This window comes from Pseudomonas sp. GW821-FHT04C07 (assembly GCF_059420325.1).
In genome coordinates this window covers 1-20,165 of the sequence record NZ_JBWKTM010000027.1, presented here as the reverse complement: position 1 = coordinate 20,165, position 20,165 = coordinate 1, and the positions used below count along the sequence as shown (strand labels likewise).

The following is a 20,165-nucleotide window of genomic DNA, read 5'->3' as shown; positions in this document are numbered from 1 at the left end:
CCCCCCCCCCCCCCCCCCCCCCCCCCCCCCCCCCCCCCCCCCCCCCCCCCCCCCCCCCCCCCCCCCCCCCCCCCCCCGCTCCTACATGGCATTGGGGCAAGCCCGGCTCCCACACACACCCGCCAATAAAGACAATAGGGGTCGTTATGGATCAACCAGGTTCTTACCCAAGTCAGAGCTACACCCGTGGCTCGCAGGACAAAGCCTTACTGGCGCAGACCATTGGTCAGGCGTTCGATAACACTGTAGCGCGGTATCCAGAAGGGGAAGCGTTGGTGGTTCGCCATCAGCAACTGCGCTACAGCTGGAAACAATTGGCCGAGGTTGTCGATCTGCATGCCAGAGCGTTCCTGGCGCTGGGTATGCAGGCTGGCGAGCGCCTCGGAATCTGGGCACCGAACTGCGCCCAGTGGTGTATCAGTCAATTCGCCAGCGCGAAGATCGGTGTGATTCTGGTCAATATCAACCCGGCCTACCGCAGTTCCGAGCTGGAATATGTGCTCAAGCAATCCGGCTGCCAATGGCTGATCTGTGCCGGGTCCTTCAAGACCTCTGATTACCACGCCATGCTGCAGAGCCTGGTCCCGGAACTGGCAGAACACTCCATCGGCCAGCTGCAGAGCGAACGCTTGCCGGACTTGCGCGGCGTCATCAGCCTTGATGCGCAGCCGCCATCGGGTTTCCTGCCGTGGTCACAGTTGTCTGCGTTGGGCGCCGGGGTGCAGACCGAACGATTGCATGTCCGGCAAAACAGTCTGCATTTCGATCAGGCGGTGAACATCCAGTCCACCTCGGGCACCACCGGATTTCCCAAAGGCGCGACCCTCAGTCACTACAACATTCTCAACAACGGCTATATGGTCGGCGAAAGCCTCGGGCTGACTGCCGCGGATCGTCTGGTGATTCCGGTGCCGCTGTATCACTGCTTCGGCATGGTGATGGGCAACCTGGGGTGTGTGACCCATGGCAGTACCATGATCTACCCCGGTGATGCCTTCGATCCGTTACTGACCTTGACCACCGTCGCTGAAGAGCAGGCCACGGGGTTGTACGGCGTGCCCACCATGTTCATCGCCATGCTCGATCAACCACGGCGCGCCGAGTTCGATCTGTCGAGCCTGCGCACCGGGATCATGGCCGGAGCGACCTGTCCTATCGAGGTGATGCGCCGGGTCATCAGCGAAATGCACATGAGTGAAGTGCAGATCGCCTATGGCATGACTGAAACCAGTCCGGTGTCATTGCAGACAGGTCCTGCGGACGAGCTTGAGTTACGTGTCACCACGGTCGGTCGAACCCAGCCGCAACTGGAAAGCAAGATCATCGATGAGGCTGGCAACACGGTTGCGCGCGGTCAGGTGGGTGAGCTGTGCACCCGTGGTTACAGTGTGATGCTCGGTTACTGGAACAATCCGCAAGGCACTGCCGAGGCCATCGATCAGGCCGGCTGGATGCACACCGGTGATCTGGCGAGCATGAACGAGCAAGGCTACGTGTGCATCGCCGGGCGCAACAAAGACATGATCATTCGCGGCGGCGAAAACATTTACCCCCGTGAGCTGGAAGAGTTCTTCTTCACTCACCCGGCGGTGGCTGATGTGCAGATCATCGGCATTCCGGATGCCAGGTATGGCGAAGAAATCGTGGCCTGGATCAAGCTCCATCCCGGCCACAGCGCCAGCGAACAGGAACTGCAAACCTGGTGCAAGGAACGCATCGCGCACTTCAAGACGCCGCGTTACTTCAAGTTCGTCGAAGAGTTTCCGATGACCGTGACCGGCAAGATTCAGAAGTTTCGGATGAGGGAGATCAGCATCGAGGAGCTGCGAGGCAACGCCGAGTAACGGTAGGAGCAAGGCTTGCCCGCGCTGAACGATGATGGGGAGGCTGTTGGATCGCGGTGTTCCCATCGCGGCAAGCCTCGCTCCTGCAGGTCACCGGGGGATTTCGTCAGCAGCCAGAAAGCACAAAGGGGAGCCGAAGCTCCCCTTTAATTTGTTGTTACGTGCTCTTTTTTTATTATTGAGGGGCGGTCTGTTGTTGTTTTTGGCAACCGTGGCCCTTTACCGCTGTTATTGTCGATCCCCATCCGGGATCAAGAGCAAACGTATTTTTTTGAGCGCTGATCTGCTTTTTCGCTGAGCGATCCAACCAGTTCGGGAGCTACCTGAAGGTAGTTTTATTGTTCTCTGTCCGGTTGCGGGTTACTTCGAAAAGCACCCTGAAAAGCACACCTTCTCCAAAAAAATCTGTTAGCTGCGTCTCTGCCGTGTTGTTTTTGTTATGCCAGAGTCGTTACGTCTTGTTTTTATTGGGGTTGCTGCAATTTTTTTATTCTTGTTATGCCATAGAGATAGCAGAAGCCATGCCAACTTTATAAAGTCCTTTAAAATCAATGGCTTGGTAGTTTTGTAAGAAAATCCAATCTGCCAGAACCCAGTCATCTGTTTCCGTGTTACTCGTTTTTGATACGGGCTAGAGCTGGCGGTAACACCCAGACACACCCGTCCCCCTCACACTGCGCTCCGGGCCTTGGCCACGCGAGAACCCGTAGGGCGTCCCAATACCGTGCAAATCTGCTGGCCGGCGAGGATCAGGCGATCCATGTCGATCCCGGTTGTGATCCCCAGCCCGTTGAGCAGGTACAGCACGTCTTCGGTGGCGACGTTACCGCTGGCGCCTTTTGCGTATGGGCAGCCACCCAGACCGGCGATGGAGCTGTCGAACACCGCGATGCCTTCCAAAAGGCTGGCGTAGATATTGGCCAGCGCCTGGCCGTAGGTGTCGTGGAAATGCCCGGCCAGTTTTTCCCGCGGCACCTGTGCACCAACGACGTCGAACATTGTGCGCGTGGCGCCGGCGGTACCGGTGCCGATGGTGTCACCCAGAGAAACTTCATAGCAGCCCATGGCGTAAAGCTCGCGGGCCACGTAGGCGACTTGTTCGGGCGCCACATGACCTTCATATGGGCAACCCAAGACGCAGGAGACGTAACCGCGCACACTGACGCCGTGCTGTTTGGCGGCGTCCATGATGGGTACAAAACGCTCCAGGCTTTCGCTGATCGAGCAATTGATATTGCGTTGGGAAAACGCTTCGGACGCGGCGGCAAACACCGCGACTTCCTTGACCCCGGCCGCCAGCGCGTCTTCGAAACCGCGCAGGTTCGGTGCCAGCGCACCGTAGGTCACGCCCGGCTTGCGCTGGATCTGTGCGAAGACCTCGGCGGAACCGGCCATCTGCGGCACCCATTTGGGCGAAACGAAACTGCCGACTTCTATATAGCCAAGACCGGCGGCGGTCAGCGCGTCGACCAGTTGCACTTTGTCCGCCACGCTGATGGGTTGGGCTTCGTTTTGCAGACCGTCGCGAGGGCCAACTTCGATGAGGCGCACATGGGTTGGGATAGTCATAAGGAGATCACCTGTTTTTTGTAATGTGATCGTTCCCACGCTCCGCGTGGCAACGCCGCCCTGGACGCTCCGCGTCCGCTGTTGGATGTGACGCAGAGCGTCACGGGATGCATTCCCACGCAGAGCGTGGGAACGATCATTGAATGGCTTTCTGATTCTCGATGGTTTGTTCCAGCGCCTGGGTACAGCGCTCTTCAGCCGTGTCCAGTTCCAGCTTCATCTGTTCGATATCGAGCATTTGCTGTTCAAGCTGCTCGCGACGTTCGGCGATTTTCGCCAGCATGCTGTGCAACTGTTTCTGGTTGCCGCTGGTGGGGTCGTAGAGTTCGATCAGCTCGCGGCATTCGGCCAGCGAAAAGCCAATGCGCTTGCCCCGCAGAATCAACTTCAGGCTGACTTTGTCGCGGGGCGAGTAGATACGTTCCTGGCCACGCCGCTCGGGGGCGAGCAGACCTTGCTCCTCATAGAAACGAATGGCGCGGGTGGTGATGTCGAGCTCGCGGGCGAGGTCGGAAATGCTGTAAGTCTGGCTGCTCATGGAAGCGCTCAAGAAAGGTCCTGGCACTAAGCTAATGGCTGCTTGACGTATACGTCAAGCACCTGTCTCTTGTAGGAGCGAGCGGTGCGGCGATCCGACTTGCCCGCGATGAAAGCAACGCGGTGCAACAGAATGACCGCGTCATTGTTCTTCGCGGGCAAGTCGGATCGCCGCACCGCTCGCTCCTACACGGTTTGCGTGATTTTCAGGCTTTATCGAGTTTCTTCTCATGCGCTGTTACCTGCTGGCACAGCTCGATCATTTGTTCGCGCATCCAGCGGTTGGCCGGGTCCTGGTCGGTGCTTTCGTGCCAGTAGAGGTGGGTTTCAACCGGTGGTACGTCGTTGACCGGAAGGTTGACCGAATACAGGTCATGTCGACGGGCAAAACGCTCCGGTACGGTCATGACCATGTCGGTCTGCTGCAGTACTTGCGAAGCCATCAGGTAATGCTGCGAGCGCAGGGCGATTTTGCGCTGGATGCCCATTTTGCCCAGCGCCAGGTCGACATACCCCAGCCCGCTGCGGCGGCTGGAAATATGGATATGGGTCAACGACAGGTAGTCATCGAGGGTGAGTTTCTCTTTGCCCGCCAGAGGATGCCCCTTGCGCATGGCGCAGACGTAGCGGTCTTCCATCAGCTTGACGTGGCGCACTTGGGGGTCGGTGTTGAGGGGCGCATCGACGGCGAAGTCAAGGCGACCGGCGGCCAGCTCCTTGGTGGTTTCCCGGCGTTTGGACAAAAAGCTCTCAATGATCACCGTCGGTGCCAGACGCCGAAGGCGCTGGAACAGCGGCGGCAGGATCACCGCTTCCGTGAGGTCGGTCATGCTGATGCGGTAGGTCTTGACCGCCTGCGCCGGGTTGAAAATCCGGCTTTCCTGCACCGACACGCGCAACAGCGACAGTGCATTGCGCACCGGACCGATGATGTTCTGCGCCATGGGCGTGGGCACCATGCCCTGGGCGGTGCGCACGAATAACGGGTCGTTGAAGGTCTCGCGCAGGCGGGCCAGAGCATTCGAGACGGCTGGCTGAGTGATGCCGACGATTTGCCCGGCGCGGGTCAGATTGGCTTCGGTGTAGATCGCGTCGAAGACGATGAAGAGATTCAGGTCGACCTTGCTCAGATTCATGGCGCGGCACTCTTACTTTTAGGTTTCGATCAACCGATCATATATCGGTGATGAATGTTAATACACGCCGAGAATAGGTTAGGTAAATTTTCGTAGCTGTTCTAGCATCGATTGCATGACCTCAACAACCTCCTAGAAGAAGGTAGCTGCTCATGGATTTCGCTTATTCCCCGAAGGTTCAGGAACTGCGTGAGCGCGTGGCCGCGTTCATGGACGCTTACGTTTATCCGGCTGAAGCGGTGTTTGAACGCCAGGTCGCCGAAGGTGATCGCTGGCAGCCGACCGCGATCATGGAAGAACTCAAACTCAAGGCCAAGGCTGAAGGTTTGTGGAACCTGTTCCTGCCCGAGTCCGAACTGGGCGCCGGCTTGACCAATCTGGAATACGCGCCGCTGGCGGAAATCATGGGCCGCTCCTTGCTGGGGCCGGAGCCGTTCAATTGCTCGGCACCGGATACCGGCAACATGGAAGTCCTGGTGCGCTACGCCAACGAAGATCAGAAACAACGCTGGCTGGAGCCACTCTTGCGCGGCGAAATCCGTTCGGCCTTCGCCATGACCGAGCCGGATGTCGCTTCCTCCGACGCCACTAACATGGCCGCCCGTGCAGTGCGCGATGGTGACGAGTGGGTGATCAATGGCAAGAAATGGTGGACCTCGGGTGCTTGCGATCCGCGCTGCAAGATCCTGATTTTCATGGGGCTGAGCAATCCGGATGCACCGCGTCATCAACAGCACTCGATGATTCTGGTGCCGGCGGATGCCCCGGGTGTAAAGATTGTCCGCCCACTACCGGTGTTCGGTTACGACGATGCGCCTCACGGCCACGCAGAAGTGCTGTTCGAAAACGTCCGCGTTCCCTACGAGAACGTGCTGCTGGGTGAGGGCCGCGGTTTTGAAATCGCTCAAGGTCGCCTTGGCCCGGGACGGATTCACCACTGCATGCGCTCCATCGGCATGGCTGAACGGGCATTGGAGTTGATGTGTAAACGTTCGGTGAATCGCACCGCGTTTGGTAAACCCCTGGCCCGTCTGGGCGGCAATATCGACAAGATCGCCGACTCGCGGATGGAAATCGACATGGCGCGGCTGCTGACACTCAAAGCGGCGTACATGATGGACACTGTCGGCAACAAGGTGGCGAAAAGCGAAATCGCCCAGATCAAGGTTGTCGCCCCCAATGTGGCCTTGAAGGTCATCGACCGGGCAATCCAGATCCATGGCGGGGCCGGGGTTTCCAATGATTTTCCGCTGGCCTATATGTATGCCATGCAGCGTACCCTGCGCCTGGCCGACGGCCCGGACGAGGTTCACCGCGCGGCGATCGGAAAGTTCGAGATCGGTAAATATGTGCCCCAAGAGATGATGCGTAGCGGGCATTAAGACCGCGTCGTCCTGGCAGATCGTTCCCACGCTCCAGCGTGGGAACGATCTGTTACTTTCAGGACTCAATACACCCAAACCTCCACCCGCCGGTTTTTGATCCGGCCTTCATCCGCGCTATTGGCCGCCACTGGCATTTCGGCGCCAAAGCCGCGGATTTCGCGAAACACCACACCGTTTTTGACCAGTTCGCGTCGCACCGCCATGGCCCGTAGCTTCGACAACAAAGCCGCCCGCGCGGTATCGCTCTTGGCATCGCCAAAACCCACCAGCGTGACGTGTTTATTGAGTTTGTCGTGGAGCCTTAAATAGTCGAGCACCCGCGACAGATCCTGCCGGGCCTTGTTGTCCAGGGTGGCGCTGCCTTCGGCGAAGCGAAAATTCACCGTCAGCCGTTGTGCCTGGCGGGCGATGGCTTGATAGCCTTCAGGCATCTGTGGGCTGGGCGCTACCGTCATCGCTTGTACTGTCTGAGCGATAAAACCATTGGCCGCAACAATTGACTGGCCTTTGCTGCTTTGGGCAAATGCCACCAACGCGTTGGCCCACGGGTTTTGCCCGTTGGGCGGCAGGTAAAAGAACAGGCGCCGCGACAGCGGATAGTCTTCGGTGGCGATCAGGCTGGCGCGGGGCAACATCGGCTGCGAGTCGCCGTCGACAATCGCCACGGCTTTGGCCTGCCGCACATACGGCAGGCCGATAAAGCCAATGCCTTGAGGATCCTGGCTGACCGCGTCGGAAAGCTGTTCGCTGGATTCGAAGCGTTGAGCCGCGCTGTCCAGGGTTTTGCCATGATGACTCAACACCAGCTCCTTGAAGGTGTCGTAGGTGCCCGAATGATCATCCCGGGCATACAGGTGGATCGGCCCGCCAGTACCGCCAAGTTCTTCCCAGTCTTTCACCTCGCCACTGAAAATCCGTGCCAGTTGCTCGGTGTTTAATTGGCTCAAGGGGTTGTGCGGGTGAAGGATAATCGCCAGCCCATCAATGGCGATCACTTGCTCGGCACCGGGGCTTTTCAAGTCGCCAAGGGCTTTCAGGTCGACCAGCTCACTGTCCTTGATCGGCCGCGATGAAGCAGCCAGGTCGGCGTTCGCCGTTTTAAGTGCACTAAAGCCGGTGCTGGAACCGTGGGCGGCGATATCCACCACGACCCGGCGTCCTTGCTCGGTTTTGCCGACGATGCGCTGCTCGTTGTCTTTACCCTGGATGACGTTGTGAACCTCGCGCAAGCCTTGCGCTTCCATCAGCCCCCTGACCAGCGCCGGACCCAGCGCGGCACCGATAGTGTTGGAGCCCTGAATACGCAGGGCAGGGCCATGGTCCGGGGTCGCTAGCTCGCTGGCGAAGACCGGAAAAGACAGCAAGCCGCAAAGCATCGTCACAAACAGCGCGCGCAGCATCAGGCCGGCACCTTCTAAGGTCAAAGGAAGTGCCGGGAGAATAAGTCAGTAAGGTTGCTGCAATATGACAGCTTGCCAGCAGCTGTGAGATCGTTCCCACGCGGCGCGTGGGAACGATCAAGCGCGATCAGCTCAATTCGAGCCAGATCGGCGCATGATCGGAAGGTTTTTCCATGGCGCGCAAATCGTAGTCGACACCGGCAGCCTTGATTCGCGGCAACAGACCTTGAGAGGCCATGATCAGGTCGATGCGCAGACCGCGTTTGGGCTCGTCTTCGAAGCCGCGACTGCGGTAGTCGAACCAGCTGAAGCGATCCGAGACATCCGGGTTCAGGTGACGAAAACTGTCCACCAGGCCCCAGTTTTTCAGGCGGGCCATCCACTCGCGCTCTTCCGGCAGGAAGCTGCACTTGCCGGTTTTCAGCCAGCGCTTGGCGTTGTCCGCACCGATACCAATGTCGCAGTCTTCCGGGGAAATGTTCACGTCACCCATCACGATCAGCGGCTGGTCGCTGCTGAACTGCGTTTCCAGCAGCAGCTGCAAATCGTTGTAAAAACGTTGCTTGGCCGGGAATTTGGTCGGGTGGTCACGGTTTTCACCCTGTGGGAAATAGCCGTTCATGATGGTCACCGGTACGCCGTTGGCATCGGCGAAAGTGCCCCAGATAAAGCGTCGCTGAGCGTCTTCTTCATCACTGGCAAAGCCTTTATGCAGTGCGATCGGTGCCAGGCGCGAGAGCAGGGCGACGCCGTAATGGCCCTTTTGCCCGTGGTAATGCACCTGGTAACCCAGGGCCTGAACTTCGGCCAGGGGGAACTGGTCGTCATGGACCTTGGTTTCCTGCAGGCCGATCACGTCCGGCTGGTGCTTCTCGATCAGCGCGGCCAGCTGATGGGGCCGGGCGCGCAGGCCGTTGATGTTGAACGAGACGATCTTCATGGTCGACAGTCCTGGCAAAACTGCGATGCTAGCCGACAAGTCCGACGGCGGCCAGCGTGGCGGTTCGCAAGATGGGGCGCTGACCGGTTGCGGGGAGGTGTCGCGCCTGCGTGGCGGGTTGACCACAATCTCCAAGTCTGGTCTATACCTTGTGGGAGAGGGCCTTTTGAGTCGCGTCCAGGGGAGATCATTCGTTATGCCTGAAACCTCAACAGCCATCGCCGACATCCATATGCTCGACAGCGGCTATTCCCGCGAAGCGCGTTCCTTGCTGTATCAGGCCTACCGGCATGAGCCGACCTTTGGCTTTCTGTTCGAGGCAGAGCGACCCGGTTATGAGCAACGGGTCCGGGCAACGGTGCGTGAACTGGTCAAACAGCATTTCTTTCAGGATTTGCCAGCCATCGGCCTGCTGGTCAACGACCGACTGATAGGCATTGCCCTGATCGCACCACCGCAACGCCGCCTGGGCATCACCGAAAGTTGGGCCTGGCGCCTGCGTATGGTGCTGAGCGCCGGGTTTCGTTGCACGCGCCGTTATCTGGAATACCACGCGGCGGTGGCGGCCTGCCTGCCGTCCGATGCGGTTCACGTCCTGCCGCTGCTGGGAATTCACCCGCAGTTCCAGGGCAAGCACTTCGGCGAACAACTTCTGGCAGCGGTGCATAACTGGTGCGCAGAAGACGAGCACTCTGAGGGCGTGGTGCTCGATACCGGAGACTCTCGTTATCTGGAGTTCTATAAGCGTCAGGGTTACGAGGAGATTGGTGAGGTTGCTATAGGACCTGTCCGCGAGCATGTGTTTTTTCACCCCAATCCGCAGGTGTTACAAACAGCAACTGCTTAATGTAGAGCTTTGCAGTCACTGCCGGGCTCTATCACGCTCCCAAGCTCGTGATAGCATCCGTGCCCTATGAAGTATCCAGGAAGATTCACCAGCGGCTTGCTCATGCTGGTCACAAGCTGTGTGGCGTTGGCACAAAGTGAATTGGATGTGCGGATCAAACCGTCAAACGATGAACTGAAGGCCAACGTAGAGGGCTATATCGGTGGCCTTGGCGATCGCGACGAAGAAGCCTTGTTGCGCTTCAGTCGTGGCGCCGAAGAGCAAGCGAGAAAGGCCGCCCAGGCCTTGGGTTTCTATCAGCCGCAGATCAATAGCGAAGTCAGCGGCGGCAAGTCGCCACGGTTGGTGTTGAACATTGACCCCGGTGAGCCTGTGCACCTGCGTAATGTCACCCTGCGTATCGATGGCCCCGCAGCCTCCCTCAAAGCCTTCCGCGTACCGAAAAGCGATCAGCTGAAATCCGGCGCCGTGCTCAATCACGGCCATTATGAAGAGGCCAAGCGGCTGATCCAGAATCAGGCATCGCGCTACGGCTTTTTCAGCGGACGTTTTACCAGCCAGAAATTATCAGTCGATCCCCAGGCCGGTGTCGCCGACATCGAACTGATCTATGACAGCGGCCCGCGCTATGCCTTGGGCAAGGTCAGCTTCGCCGGTAACACACCGTTCGATGAAGATTTGCTGCAACGCATGGTGCCGTTCAAGGCCGGCACCCCCTACGATTCCGAACTGATCGCCGAACTCAATCAGGCGTTGCAGTCGAGCGGCTATTTTGAAGGCGTACGGGTCGATGCCGCGCCTGCCGCCGCTGCCAACGATGTGATCCCGGTGGCGGTGCGGCTGGAAACCCGCAAGCCACGGACCATGGGCCTGGGCCTGGGTTTCTCCACCGATGTCGGTCCGCGCGCCAAGGCCAACTGGACCCGGCATTGGGTCAACCCCCAGGGTGACAGTTACGGCTGGGAGACCGAAGTGTCCGCACCGCGGCAGAACGTCGGCGTGTGGTATGACGTGCCACTGGACCCGCCGCTCACCGATAAACTGCGCTTTGCCGGGGGCTATCAATATGAAGAAATCGCCCATACCGATAGCCTGAGCAAGCTGCTCACGGTCGGTCCCGAGTGGCACAGCAAACTGCCCGGCGGCTGGCAACGAGTGATCTCGCTGAAATGGCAACGGGAAGAGTTTCGCCTCGGCGACGATTCGGGGTTGAGCAACTTGCTGATGCCGGGTGTCAGCTATTCCTACTTGCGCAGCGACAACCGCGTCGACCCGCACAATGGCTATCGTCTGCAATTCGACGCCAAGGTGGCCAAGGAAGGGTTGGCGTCGGACACCAACTTGCTCTATGGCACTGCACTGCTCAAAGGCCTGACCACCGTCTGGGACAAGCACCGCTTCCTGGGGCGCGTGCAGTTCGGCGGCAGCGCCACCAATGGCTATAAATCGGTTCCGCCATCACTGCGTTTCTTCGCCGGTGGTGATCAAAGCGTGCGCGGGTACGACTATCAGAGCCTGTCCCCGGAAAACTCCAATGGTGATCGCATCGGTGGTCGCTACATGGTCGCTGGTAGCGTCGAGTATCAATACTCCATCGCCGAGAAATGGCGGGTCGCGACCTTCATCGACCAGGGCAACTCGTTCAACACACTCGAACTGCCGAACCTCAAGACCGGCGTCGGCATCGGCGTACGCTGGGTCTCGCCGGTCGGACCGCTGCGTCTGGACCTCGCCCATGGGATGGATGACCAAGGCGGCATTCGGTTGCACTTTTCCATGGGGCCTGAGCTTTGAATCGTGGTTTGAAAATAGCGCTGCTGGCGATACTTACGCTGGTGATGGTCGTTTTGCTGGCGCTGGCTACGTTGCTTGGAACCCAGGCTGGCAGCCAGTGGGCCCTTGGGCGGGTACCGGGTTTGACGGTAGACAATTTCCAGGGCCGTCTGGGCGGCCAATGGAGCGCCGACCACCTGCTCTGGCAGCAGGACAGCAGCCGGGTCGAACTGATCAAGCCGGTTTTTGCCTGGTCGCCGTTGTGTCTTGCGCGCGTGACCTTGTGCATCGAGCAACTGCGCGTCGAGCAGGTCAGCCTGCAATTTCCATCGAGTACAAATGAGAGCAGCGGACCCGTCAGCCTGCCCGAACTGAAACTGCCACTGGCTATTGAGTTGGGTGAAGTGCAGATCGGCCGCCTGCTGTTCAACGGCAGCGAACAACTCAAAGGCTTGCAACTGGCGGCCCGGTGGACGGCCAAGGGCTTGCAGATCGATGCCGTGCACCTGCAACGCGATGGCCTGAGCCTGGACCTGTCGGGCCTGTTGCAACCAAGCGGTAACTGGCCGCTGACGGCTGAAGGCACGTTGACCTTGCTGGCGCCGGGCACCGCACCGTGGGCGCTGGCGTTGAAAGTCGACGGCGATTTGCTCAAGACCCTGAACCTCAAAGCCGACAGCAGCGGCTACCTGCAAGGCCAATTGACCGGTGAGCTGCAACCGCTGGTGGAGAATCTGCCCGCTCAAGTGCGCATCACTGCGAATGGCTTCAAGGCCAGCGCCGACTTGCCGGACACGCTGCAACTCAATCAACTCGAATTGACCGGCAAGGGCGATCTGAAAGACGGTTATCAACTGTTGGGCAAAGCCACCTTGCCTGCCGAGCAGGGGCCGGTCGACCTGCTGCTGCAAGGTAAGGTCGACGCCAAGGGCGCGCAAATTGCCGCGCTGGACCTCAGTGCCAGCGCCGAGCAAAGTCTCAAGCTCACCGGGCAACTGGACTGGAGCGAAGGCTTCAGCGTTGAAGCCAGGATCGACTGGCTGAACTTCCCTTGGCACCGGCTCTATCCGCTGATCGACGAACCGGCAGTGGCGCTGCGTACCTTCAACGCTGAAGTGTCCTATCGCGATGGCAACTATCTGGGCAATTTCAAGGCCGCGCTCGATGGCCCGGCGGGGGCGTTCAGCCTGAGCAGCCCGTTCAGTGGCGACCTGACAAAAATCTTCTTGCCGCAGTTCAAACTCGCGGCCGGGCAGGGCAAGGCCGAAGGGCATTTGAATCTGCAGTTTGCCGATGGCATCGCCTGGGACACGGCGCTGGACCTGTCGGCGATCAACCCGGCGTATTGGCTGGCGGAGTTGCCGGGCAATCTCGCCGGACCGTTGCGCAGCAAAGGCGAAATGAAAAACCGGCAACTGAGCCTGAATGCTGACCTGGACCTCAAGGGCAAACTGCGCGGTCAACCTGCTGTGTTTCAGGCCAAGGCCGATGGTGGCGGTGAGCAATGGAGCCTGAGTGCGCTGGATATTCGCCTGGGTGACAACCGCATTAACGGCAAGGGCAGCCTGCACAACCAACTGGCCGGGCAGCTCGATATCCAGATGCCGCGCCTTGGCCAACTCTGGCCGCAATTGCGCGGTCAGCTCAATGGGCGTCTTGATCTCACCGGCACCTGGAAAGCACCGCAAGGCAAGCTGAGCCTGCACGGTCTGCAATTGGTGATGGCCGACAATCGCCTGCAAAGCCTGAACCTGGACGCCAGCCTCGACAGCGCCCAACGCGCGCGTATCGACCTCAAAGGCAGCGGTATCCAGACCGCAAATACGCAACTGGGCACGCTGACGGCCAGCGGCCAGGGCGATGTCAAAAACCAGAAATTGCAACTGGACCTCCAGGGGCCGATGCTCAAGCTGGCGCTGGGGCTGGACGGCAATCTGGATAAAGGCAACTGGCGCGGACGTTTGGCCAGTGGTGACATACAGGCTGGCGGCCAGGACTGGAAGTTGCAGAACCCGGCGAAACTCGAACGCCTGGCCGACGGCAAAGTGACCTTTGCCGCTCATTGCTGGATGTCCGGGCAAGCCAGCCTGTGCGGTGAAGACCAGCGGCTGATGCCTGAGCCCAAGTTGCGCTACCACCTCAAGCAGTTCCCGATTGAAAGCCTGGCGCAATGGTTGCCGAAGGATTTCGCCTGGCAGGGAAAGCTCAATGCCGACCTGCAACTCGATCTGCCGGCCAGCGGCCCGAAAGGCCAGATCATGGTCGACGCGAGCGGCGGTACGCTGCGTATGCGCGAAAAAGGCCAGTGGCTGGATTTCCCTTACCAGACACTCAAGCTCAATAGCACCCTGGGCCCCAAACGCATCGATACCCAGCTCGACTTCGTCGGTGCCAGGCTCGGCGAACTGATGGTGCAGGCGCAGGTCAACCCGTTTCCGAAGAACAAGCCGCTGACCGGCTCTTTCCGGCTCAACGGTCTGGATCTATCGGTGGCGCGGCCGTTTGTGCCGATGGTCAAGAAGCTGTCCGGGCATTTGAACGGCAATGGCAGTTTGTCCGGCGGTTTATTCGCGCCCCAGGTCAATGGCAGCCTGACCCTTAGCGATGGCGAAATCTCAGGGCCTGAATTGCCCACCAGTTTCGAGGCGCTGCAGATTCAGGCGCTGATCGTCGGTGAAAGCGTGCAACTGAACGGTGGCTGGAAAAGCGGCAAAACCGGGCAGGGCACATTGAATGGAAATGTAGCCTGGGGCGAAGCGCTGGTGGTTGATTTGAGCCTCAAAGGCTCGCAGCTGCCGGTCACGGTCGAGCCCTATGCGGTGCTGGAAGTGGCACCGGACCTGAAAATTTCGATGAAGAACGACAAGCTGGCGATTGCCGGCAAGGTGCAGGTGCCTAAAGGCGAAATCACCATCCGTGAGTTGCCGCCGTCGACGGTCAAAGTCTCGGATGACACAGTGATCGTTGGCCATCAGACCGAAGAGGGCAAGCCGCCGATGGTCATGGCGATGGACATCGACGTCGAGGTGGGTAAGGACAAGCTCAGCTTCAGTGGCTTTGGCTTGACCGCCAATCTACAAGGCCAGGTGCATATCGGCGACAACCTGGATACCCGAGGCGAGCTCTGGCTCAACGATGGCCGTTATCGCGCCTACGGCCAGCGCCTGACCGTTCGTCGTGCACGGTTGTTGTTCGCAGGTCCCATCGATCAACCGTATCTGGACATCGAAGCGATTCGTCAGACCGACGACGTGATCGCCGGCATTCGCCTGAGCGGCAACGCCGAGCAGCCAACCACGCAGATCTTCTCCGAGCCGGCCATGAGCCAGGAGCAGGCGTTGTCCTATCTGGTTCTGGGGCGTCCGCTGAGCACCACCGGAGAAGACAACAACATGCTGGCCCAGGCGGCGTTGGGTCTGGGGCTGATGAGCAGTTCGAGTATTACCGGTGGTCTGGCCAAGGACCTGGGAATTCAGGACTTCCAGCTCGACACTCAGGGCAGCGGCAACACCACCAGCGTGGTCGCCAGCGGCAACATCTCCGAGCAGCTCAGTTTACGCTACGGGGTTGGGGTGTTTGAGCCCGCCAATACCATCGCGCTGCGTTACAAGCTGAGCAAGAAGGTCTATCTGGAGGCCGCCAGCGGCATCGCCAGTTCACTGGATATCTTCTACAAGCGGGATTTCTAAACCCTGTCCCCGATTAAGGGCTGCTCCCTCGCCACAATGACCGCGCAAGTCGTGGTTTCAGTGACTCAGCACTCTCCCTTCTAAGCATCAATCGCTCATAACCCCTTCGCCCTAAAACCCGCCATTTATCACCTGATTACAAAGCCTCCTAACTATTTCGTTGACATTCGCTGCCTAGGCAGTAATATCTCGAAACAGACTCTCTGCCTAGGCAGCTAATTGGTGGTCAGATGAAACATTTCACGCCGGACGAATTTAAAAATTGCCATCTCGGTCTGCTGCTGGGGCGCGCTGCGCTGCTCAAGGACCGGATCATCGACACGCACATGGAACCCCACGGCATCACCGCCGCGCAGTTCAAGGTGCTGATCATCATGGCCCAGTTCGGCGTCGATACACCGGCCGAGTTGTGCCGGCATCTGTCGCTCGACAGTGGCTCGATGACCCGGATGCTTGATCGCCTGGAGCAGAAAGGTTTTCTCGCACGCAAACGCTCTGAAGAAGACCGGCGTCAGGTGCAGTTGGTGCTGACCGAGGAAGGCCAGAAGCTTGCCGACAGGCTTCCTCATATAGGTGCCGAGGCAATGAACGAACTGGCAGGCGCCATCACTCCAGATGAATTGAAAACCCTGGAACTGATCCTGAAGAAAATTTTGCTGGCGGCCGGTGACTCGATCACCTTGCTGCGGGTAGGTGACAAATGAGCAGTAAAACCTTGCGTACCGGCCTCAGCCTGGTGCTGTTGGCCATGAGCCTGGCCGGGTGCGCCAGCTACAGTGGCCTGAACACCCAAGGCGTGAGCCTCGATGCGAAAACCTTGAAGGCTGGGCAATCCCTCAGCGGTGTAACCCTGTCGCCGGCAGCGTGGCCAAAGAGCGACTGGTGGAAAAGCCTCGGCGACCCACAGCTCGATGGTCTGATCCGTGAAGCCCTGCACGACAGCCCGGACATGCAGATCGCCGACGCCCGTGCCCACCAGGCCAGCGCCGCCGCTTATGCTGCCGATGCCGCGCGGATGCCGACCCTCGATGCCAGCGCCAGCGTCAGCCGCTCGCGGTTGGCTCGTGACAAGGACCCGACCAGAGTGGGTGGCACTTACTCCACAGTGCGCAGTATTGGCGCCAGCTTCAATTACACCTTCGACCTCTGGGGCGGCCAGCGTGCCACCTGGGAAGCGGCGCTGGGCCAGGCCCGTGCTGCCGAAGTCGATCAGCAAGCCGCGCAACTGACCTTGTCGGCCGACGTTGCTCGCGCCTACAGCAACCTGGGCCAGGCCCACATCGTCTATGACCTGGCCAACGATGACCTCAAGCGCACTCGGCAAATGCTTGATCTGAGCAAGCGTCGGCTGAGTTCCGGTATCGACAGCCAATACCAGTATCAACAAACCGAAAGCCTGGAAGCCAGCTCCGAAGCCACGTTGATCGACGCCGAAAAGACCCTTCAGAGCGCGAAAATCGCCCTGGCTGTGCTGCTCGGTAAAGGCCCGGATCGTGGTAACGACATTGCCCGGCCAAAAATCCTTCAGGCTAGCGCCGTGGCGTTGCCATCGACACTGCCGGCCGAGTTGCTCGGTCGTCGCCCGGACCTGATCGCCGCGCGTTGGCGGGTCGAGGCGGCGAGCAAAAACATCGACGCAGGTAAAACAAAGTTCTACCCGAATCTCAACTTGAGCGCGGCCGCCGGCGCCGAATCGTTGTTGGGTGACGCGATGTTTGGCTCGGCGAGCCGCTTCTTCAATATTGTGCCAACCGTGTCGTTGCCGATCTTCGATGGCGGCCGCTTGCGCGCCAACCTCGATGCTCGCGACGCCGACTACGACCTCGCCGTCGCGCAGTACAACAAGACTCTGGTGAAAGCGTTGGGGGATGTCAGCGACACGATTTCCCAGTTGCGTGACATCGGCCGGCAGATCGGTGCGCAGCAACACGCCACCGACATCGCTCAGGATTCTTACAACACCGTGGTCCAGCGCTTCGGTTCCGGTATCGGTAACTACCTGGACGTGCTCAGCATCGAGCAGCAACTGCTGCAGGCCCAGCGTCAACTGGCAAACCTGAATGCCGAGCAAATCGATCTCTCGATTCAACTGATGCAGGCTCTGGGCGGCGGGTTTCAGGCCGACACCATGGCCGCGGCCAACCCAACCCCAGCCACGCGGACTGAATAATTCAAGGTACTTGTCATGGCCACTGAAGAAACAATCAACACTGCTCAAAACGCCCAGGACGACGGCAATTCGCGCAAGCGCAAAGTCATGCTGCTGATGTTGGCCGTCATCGTCGTCCTCAGCGGGCTGGGCGTCTGGAGCTGGCACCAGTTCTACGGTCGCTGGAGTGAAAGCACTGATGACGCCTACGTGAATGGCAACGTGGTGGAAATCACCCCGTTGGTCACCGGCACGGTCGTGAGCATCGGCGCCGATGACGGCGACCTGGTGCATGAAGGCCAGGTGCTGGTCAACTTCGACCCGAATGACGCCGAAGTCGGTTTGCAGAGCGCTCAGGCCAACCTGGCCCGCACTGTGCGTCAGGTCCGCGGCCTGTACAGCAACGTCGATGGCATGAAAGCGCAAGTTGGCGCGCAGAAAGCCGCCGTGCAAAAAGCCCAGGACAACTTCAATCGCCGAAAAAATCTGGCGGCCGGCGGGGCGATTTCCCAAGAGGAGCTGTCCCACGCTCGCGATGACCTGACCTCGGCGCAAAACGCCTTGGCCAATGCGCAACAGCAACTCAATACCACCAGCGCGTTGGTGGACGACACCGTGGTTTCGTCCCACCCGGACGTACAGGCCGCCGCTGCGCAATTGCGTCAGGCCTACCTGAGCGATGCCCGCAGCACCTTGATCGCACCCGTCACCGGCTATGTCGCCAAACGCACCGTGCAACTCGGTCAGCGGGTTCAGCCAGGCACGGCGTTGATGGCGGTGATCCCGCTGGATCAGTTGTGGATCGACGCCAACTTCAAGGAAACCCAGCTGCGGGACATGCGCATTGGTCAGCCGGTGGACATTGAGACGGATGTCTACGGCAGCGACGTGAAATACAGAGGCACCATCGACAGCCTCGGTGCGGGCACCGGCAGTGCCTTTGCCTTGTTGCCGGCACAGAACGCCACCGGCAACTGGATCAAGATCGTCCAACGGGTACCGGTGCGCATTCATATCAACGCCGAAGAACTCGCCAGGCACCCGCTGCGGGTCGGTCTGTCGACTCAGGTTGAGGTCAATCTGCACGACCAGAGCGGTCCGGTGCTGGCGCAACAACCGCCGCAAAAGGCTTCTTTCAGCACCAGCGTCTATGACCGTCAGTTGGCTGAAGCCGATGCGATGATTACGCAGTTAATCCACGACAACAGCGCGGCCGTGAGCAAAACGGCCCAACGCTGATTCGCCAGTCCGCCAGCTGCGGCCTAAAGCCCTGTGGTCGCAGCGTCAGCTTCGTTTCAAAGGATTCGCGATGAGCAATAACGCCTCTTTCACTCCGCCCAGCCTGCTGTTCAGTACCATCGGTCTGTCGCTGGCGACGTTCATGCAGGTGCTCGACACCACCATCGCCAACGTGGCCTTGCCGACAATTTCCGGCAACCTGGGCGTGAGTTCGGAGCAGGGCACCTGGGTTATCACTTCGTTTGCCGTGAGTAACGCCATCGCGCTGCCGTTGACCGGTTGGCTCAGTCGGCGCTTCGGTGAAGTGAAGCTGTTTATCTGGGCAACGCTGCTGTTCGTCCTGGCATCGTTTCTGTGTGGAATCTCTACCTCCATGCCCGAACTGGTGGGCTTTCGGGTCCTGCAAGGGGTGGTGGCGGGGCCGTTGTATCCAATGACCCAGACCCTTCTGATTGCGGTCTATCCGCCGGCGAAACGGGGGATGGCACTGGCACTGCTGGCGATGGTCACGGTGGTCGCACCGATTGCCGGTCCCATCCTCGGCGGCTGGATCACCGACAGTTACAGCTGGCCGTGGATCTTCTTCATCAACGTGCCCATAGGCCTGTTTGCCGCGTTCGTGGTTACCCAACAGATGAAAAAACGCCCGGTGGTCACCAGTCGCCAGCCGATGGACTACGTCGGTCTGATTGCGTTGATCATCGGTGTCGGGGCTTTGCAGATCGTCCTCGATAAAGGCAACGATGCTGACTGGTTCGAATCCAGCTTCATCATTGTCGGCACGGTGATTTCGGTGATCGCCCTGGCGTTCTTCGTGATCTGGGAAATGACCGATGAACATCCGGTGGTCAACCTGCGGCTGTTCGCCCACCGCAACTTCCGCTATGGCACCATTGTGCTGGTATTGGGTTACGCCGGGTTCTTCGGGATCAACCTGATTCTGCCGCAATGGTTGCAGACGCGGCTGGGCTACACCGCGACCTGGGCCGGTTTTGCCGTAGCACCGTTGGGTATCTTGCCGGTGTTGCTGTCGCCCTTCGTCGGTAAATACGCACCGAAATTCGACATGCGGGTGCTGGCGGGCGGCGCGTTCCTGGCCATCGGCATGAGCTGTTTCATGCGCGCCGGGTTCACCAATGAAGTGGACTTCCAGCATATCGCCCTGGTGCAGCTGTTCATGGGGATCGGCGTGGCGCTGTTCTTCATGCCGACCCTGACCATCCTGCTATCGGACCTGCCGCCGAGCCAGATCGCCGACGGCTCGGGTCTGGCGACGTTCCTTCGGACCCTGGGCGGCAGCTTCGCCGCGTCACTGACCACCTGGATCTGGATTCGCCGGGCCGATCAGCATCACGCCTACCTGACTGAAAGCATCAATACCTTTGAGCCGGCGACCCGCGAGGCGTTGACTCATCTGGGCGGGGCAGGGGTCAAGGCTTACACGCAGCTGGATCAGATGGTGATCAGCCAGGCGTACATCATGTCCACGGTGGATTACTTCAGCCTGCTGGGCTGGATGTTCATGGGCCTGATTCTGATTGTCTGGCTGGCCAAGCCTCCGTTCGCGGCCAAGGCCGGGCCGGCGGCAAGCGGACACTGACAGCTGTAGGAGCCTGGCTTGCCAGCGATGGCGGCCTCAGGGGCGCCATCGCTGGCA

14 protein-coding genes are annotated in these 20,165 nt (G+C 59.6%); 9 read left to right on the top strand and 5 right to left on the bottom strand.

The window, feature by feature from the left end; translation table 11 throughout:
- Positions 1-146 precede the first annotated feature (146 nt).
- The gene (locus AC07UI_RS29080; RefSeq protein ID WP_494995747.1) at positions 147-1,844 is read left to right on the top strand and encodes an AMP-binding protein; all 1,698 of its coding nucleotides are present in this window, start codon (positions 147-149) and stop codon (positions 1,842-1,844) included.
- Positions 1,845-2,513: 669 nt separating this feature from the next.
- Here AC07UI_RS29080 and AC07UI_RS29075 read toward each other — a convergent pair.
- The 3 genes from AC07UI_RS29075 to AC07UI_RS29065 all read right to left on the bottom strand — a co-directional run bounded on the left by AC07UI_RS29075 (position 2,514) and on the right by AC07UI_RS29065 (position 5,086).
- A complete protein-coding gene (locus AC07UI_RS29075; RefSeq protein WP_494995746.1) occupies positions 2,514-3,413 on the bottom strand; it encodes a hydroxymethylglutaryl-CoA lyase in 900 nt (299 codons plus the stop codon).
- A gap of 136 nt (positions 3,414-3,549) precedes the next feature.
- Positions 3,550-3,951 carry a MerR family transcriptional regulator gene (locus AC07UI_RS29070; protein ID WP_494995745.1) on the bottom strand — a complete coding sequence of 134 codons (402 nt, stop codon included), beginning with the start codon at positions 3,949-3,951 and terminating at the stop codon, positions 3,550-3,552.
- 205 nt (positions 3,952-4,156) lie between these two features.
- Positions 4,157-5,086, bottom strand: a complete 930-nt coding sequence (locus tag AC07UI_RS29065; protein WP_494995744.1) for a LysR family transcriptional regulator — start codon at positions 5,084-5,086, stop codon at positions 4,157-4,159.
- 152 nt (positions 5,087-5,238) lie between these two features.
- Between AC07UI_RS29065 and AC07UI_RS29060 the strand changes: the two genes are divergently transcribed.
- Positions 5,239-6,468 carry an acyl-CoA dehydrogenase gene (locus AC07UI_RS29060; protein WP_494995743.1) on the top strand — a complete coding sequence of 410 codons (1,230 nt, stop codon included), beginning with the start codon at positions 5,239-5,241 and terminating at the stop codon, positions 6,466-6,468.
- A gap of 65 nt (positions 6,469-6,533) precedes the next feature.
- Here the strand turns inward: AC07UI_RS29060 and AC07UI_RS29055 are convergent, their stop codons facing one another.
- Both AC07UI_RS29055 and xthA read right to left on the bottom strand, forming a co-directional pair.
- Positions 6,534-7,874 (bottom strand): substrate-binding domain-containing protein, encoded by a 1,341-nt coding sequence (locus tag AC07UI_RS29055; RefSeq protein ID WP_494995748.1) that lies wholly within the window; start codon positions 7,872-7,874, stop codon positions 6,534-6,536.
- A gap of 124 nt (positions 7,875-7,998) precedes the next feature.
- Complete coding sequence (gene xthA, locus AC07UI_RS29050; RefSeq protein ID WP_494995742.1) at positions 7,999-8,811, bottom strand: exodeoxyribonuclease III; 813 nt, start codon at positions 8,809-8,811, stop codon at positions 7,999-8,001.
- Positions 8,812-9,007: 196 nt separating this feature from the next.
- Between xthA and AC07UI_RS29045 the strand changes: the two genes are divergently transcribed.
- The 7 genes from AC07UI_RS29045 to AC07UI_RS29015 all read left to right on the top strand — a co-directional run bounded on the left by AC07UI_RS29045 (position 9,008) and on the right by AC07UI_RS29015 (position 20,108).
- Positions 9,008-9,658 carry a GNAT family N-acetyltransferase gene (locus tag AC07UI_RS29045; protein ID WP_494995741.1) on the top strand — a complete coding sequence of 217 codons (651 nt, stop codon included), beginning with the start codon at positions 9,008-9,010 and terminating at the stop codon, positions 9,656-9,658.
- Positions 9,659-9,724: 66 nt separating this feature from the next.
- Entirely contained in the window at positions 9,725-11,452 is a 1,728-nt protein-coding gene (locus tag AC07UI_RS29040; protein WP_494995740.1) for an autotransporter assembly complex protein TamA, read from the top strand.
- Positions 11,449-15,120, top strand: a complete 3,672-nt coding sequence (locus tag AC07UI_RS29035) for a translocation/assembly module TamB domain-containing protein (protein ID WP_494995739.1) — start codon at positions 11,449-11,451, stop codon at positions 15,118-15,120. Before AC07UI_RS29040 ends, AC07UI_RS29035 begins: the two co-directional genes overlap by 4 nt.
- Positions 15,121-15,350: 230 nt before the next feature.
- Positions 15,351-15,824 (top strand): MarR family winged helix-turn-helix transcriptional regulator, encoded by a 474-nt coding sequence (locus AC07UI_RS29030; protein WP_494995738.1) that lies wholly within the window; start codon positions 15,351-15,353, stop codon positions 15,822-15,824.
- Positions 15,821-17,290: an efflux transporter outer membrane subunit gene (locus AC07UI_RS29025; protein ID WP_494995737.1), complete on the top strand. Its 1,470-nt coding sequence runs from the start codon at positions 15,821-15,823 to the stop codon at positions 17,288-17,290. The genes AC07UI_RS29030 and AC07UI_RS29025 overlap by 4 nt, the downstream gene beginning before the upstream one ends.
- A gap of 15 nt (positions 17,291-17,305) precedes the next feature.
- On the top strand, positions 17,306-18,508 hold the full coding sequence (locus tag AC07UI_RS29020; protein WP_494995736.1) for an HlyD family secretion protein: 1,203 nt from the start codon (positions 17,306-17,308) through the stop codon (positions 18,506-18,508).
- Between the two features lie 70 nt (positions 18,509-18,578).
- Complete coding sequence (locus AC07UI_RS29015) at positions 18,579-20,108, top strand: DHA2 family efflux MFS transporter permease subunit (protein ID WP_494995735.1); 1,530 nt, start codon at positions 18,579-18,581, stop codon at positions 20,106-20,108.
- Positions 20,109-20,165: the final 57 nt, after the last annotated feature.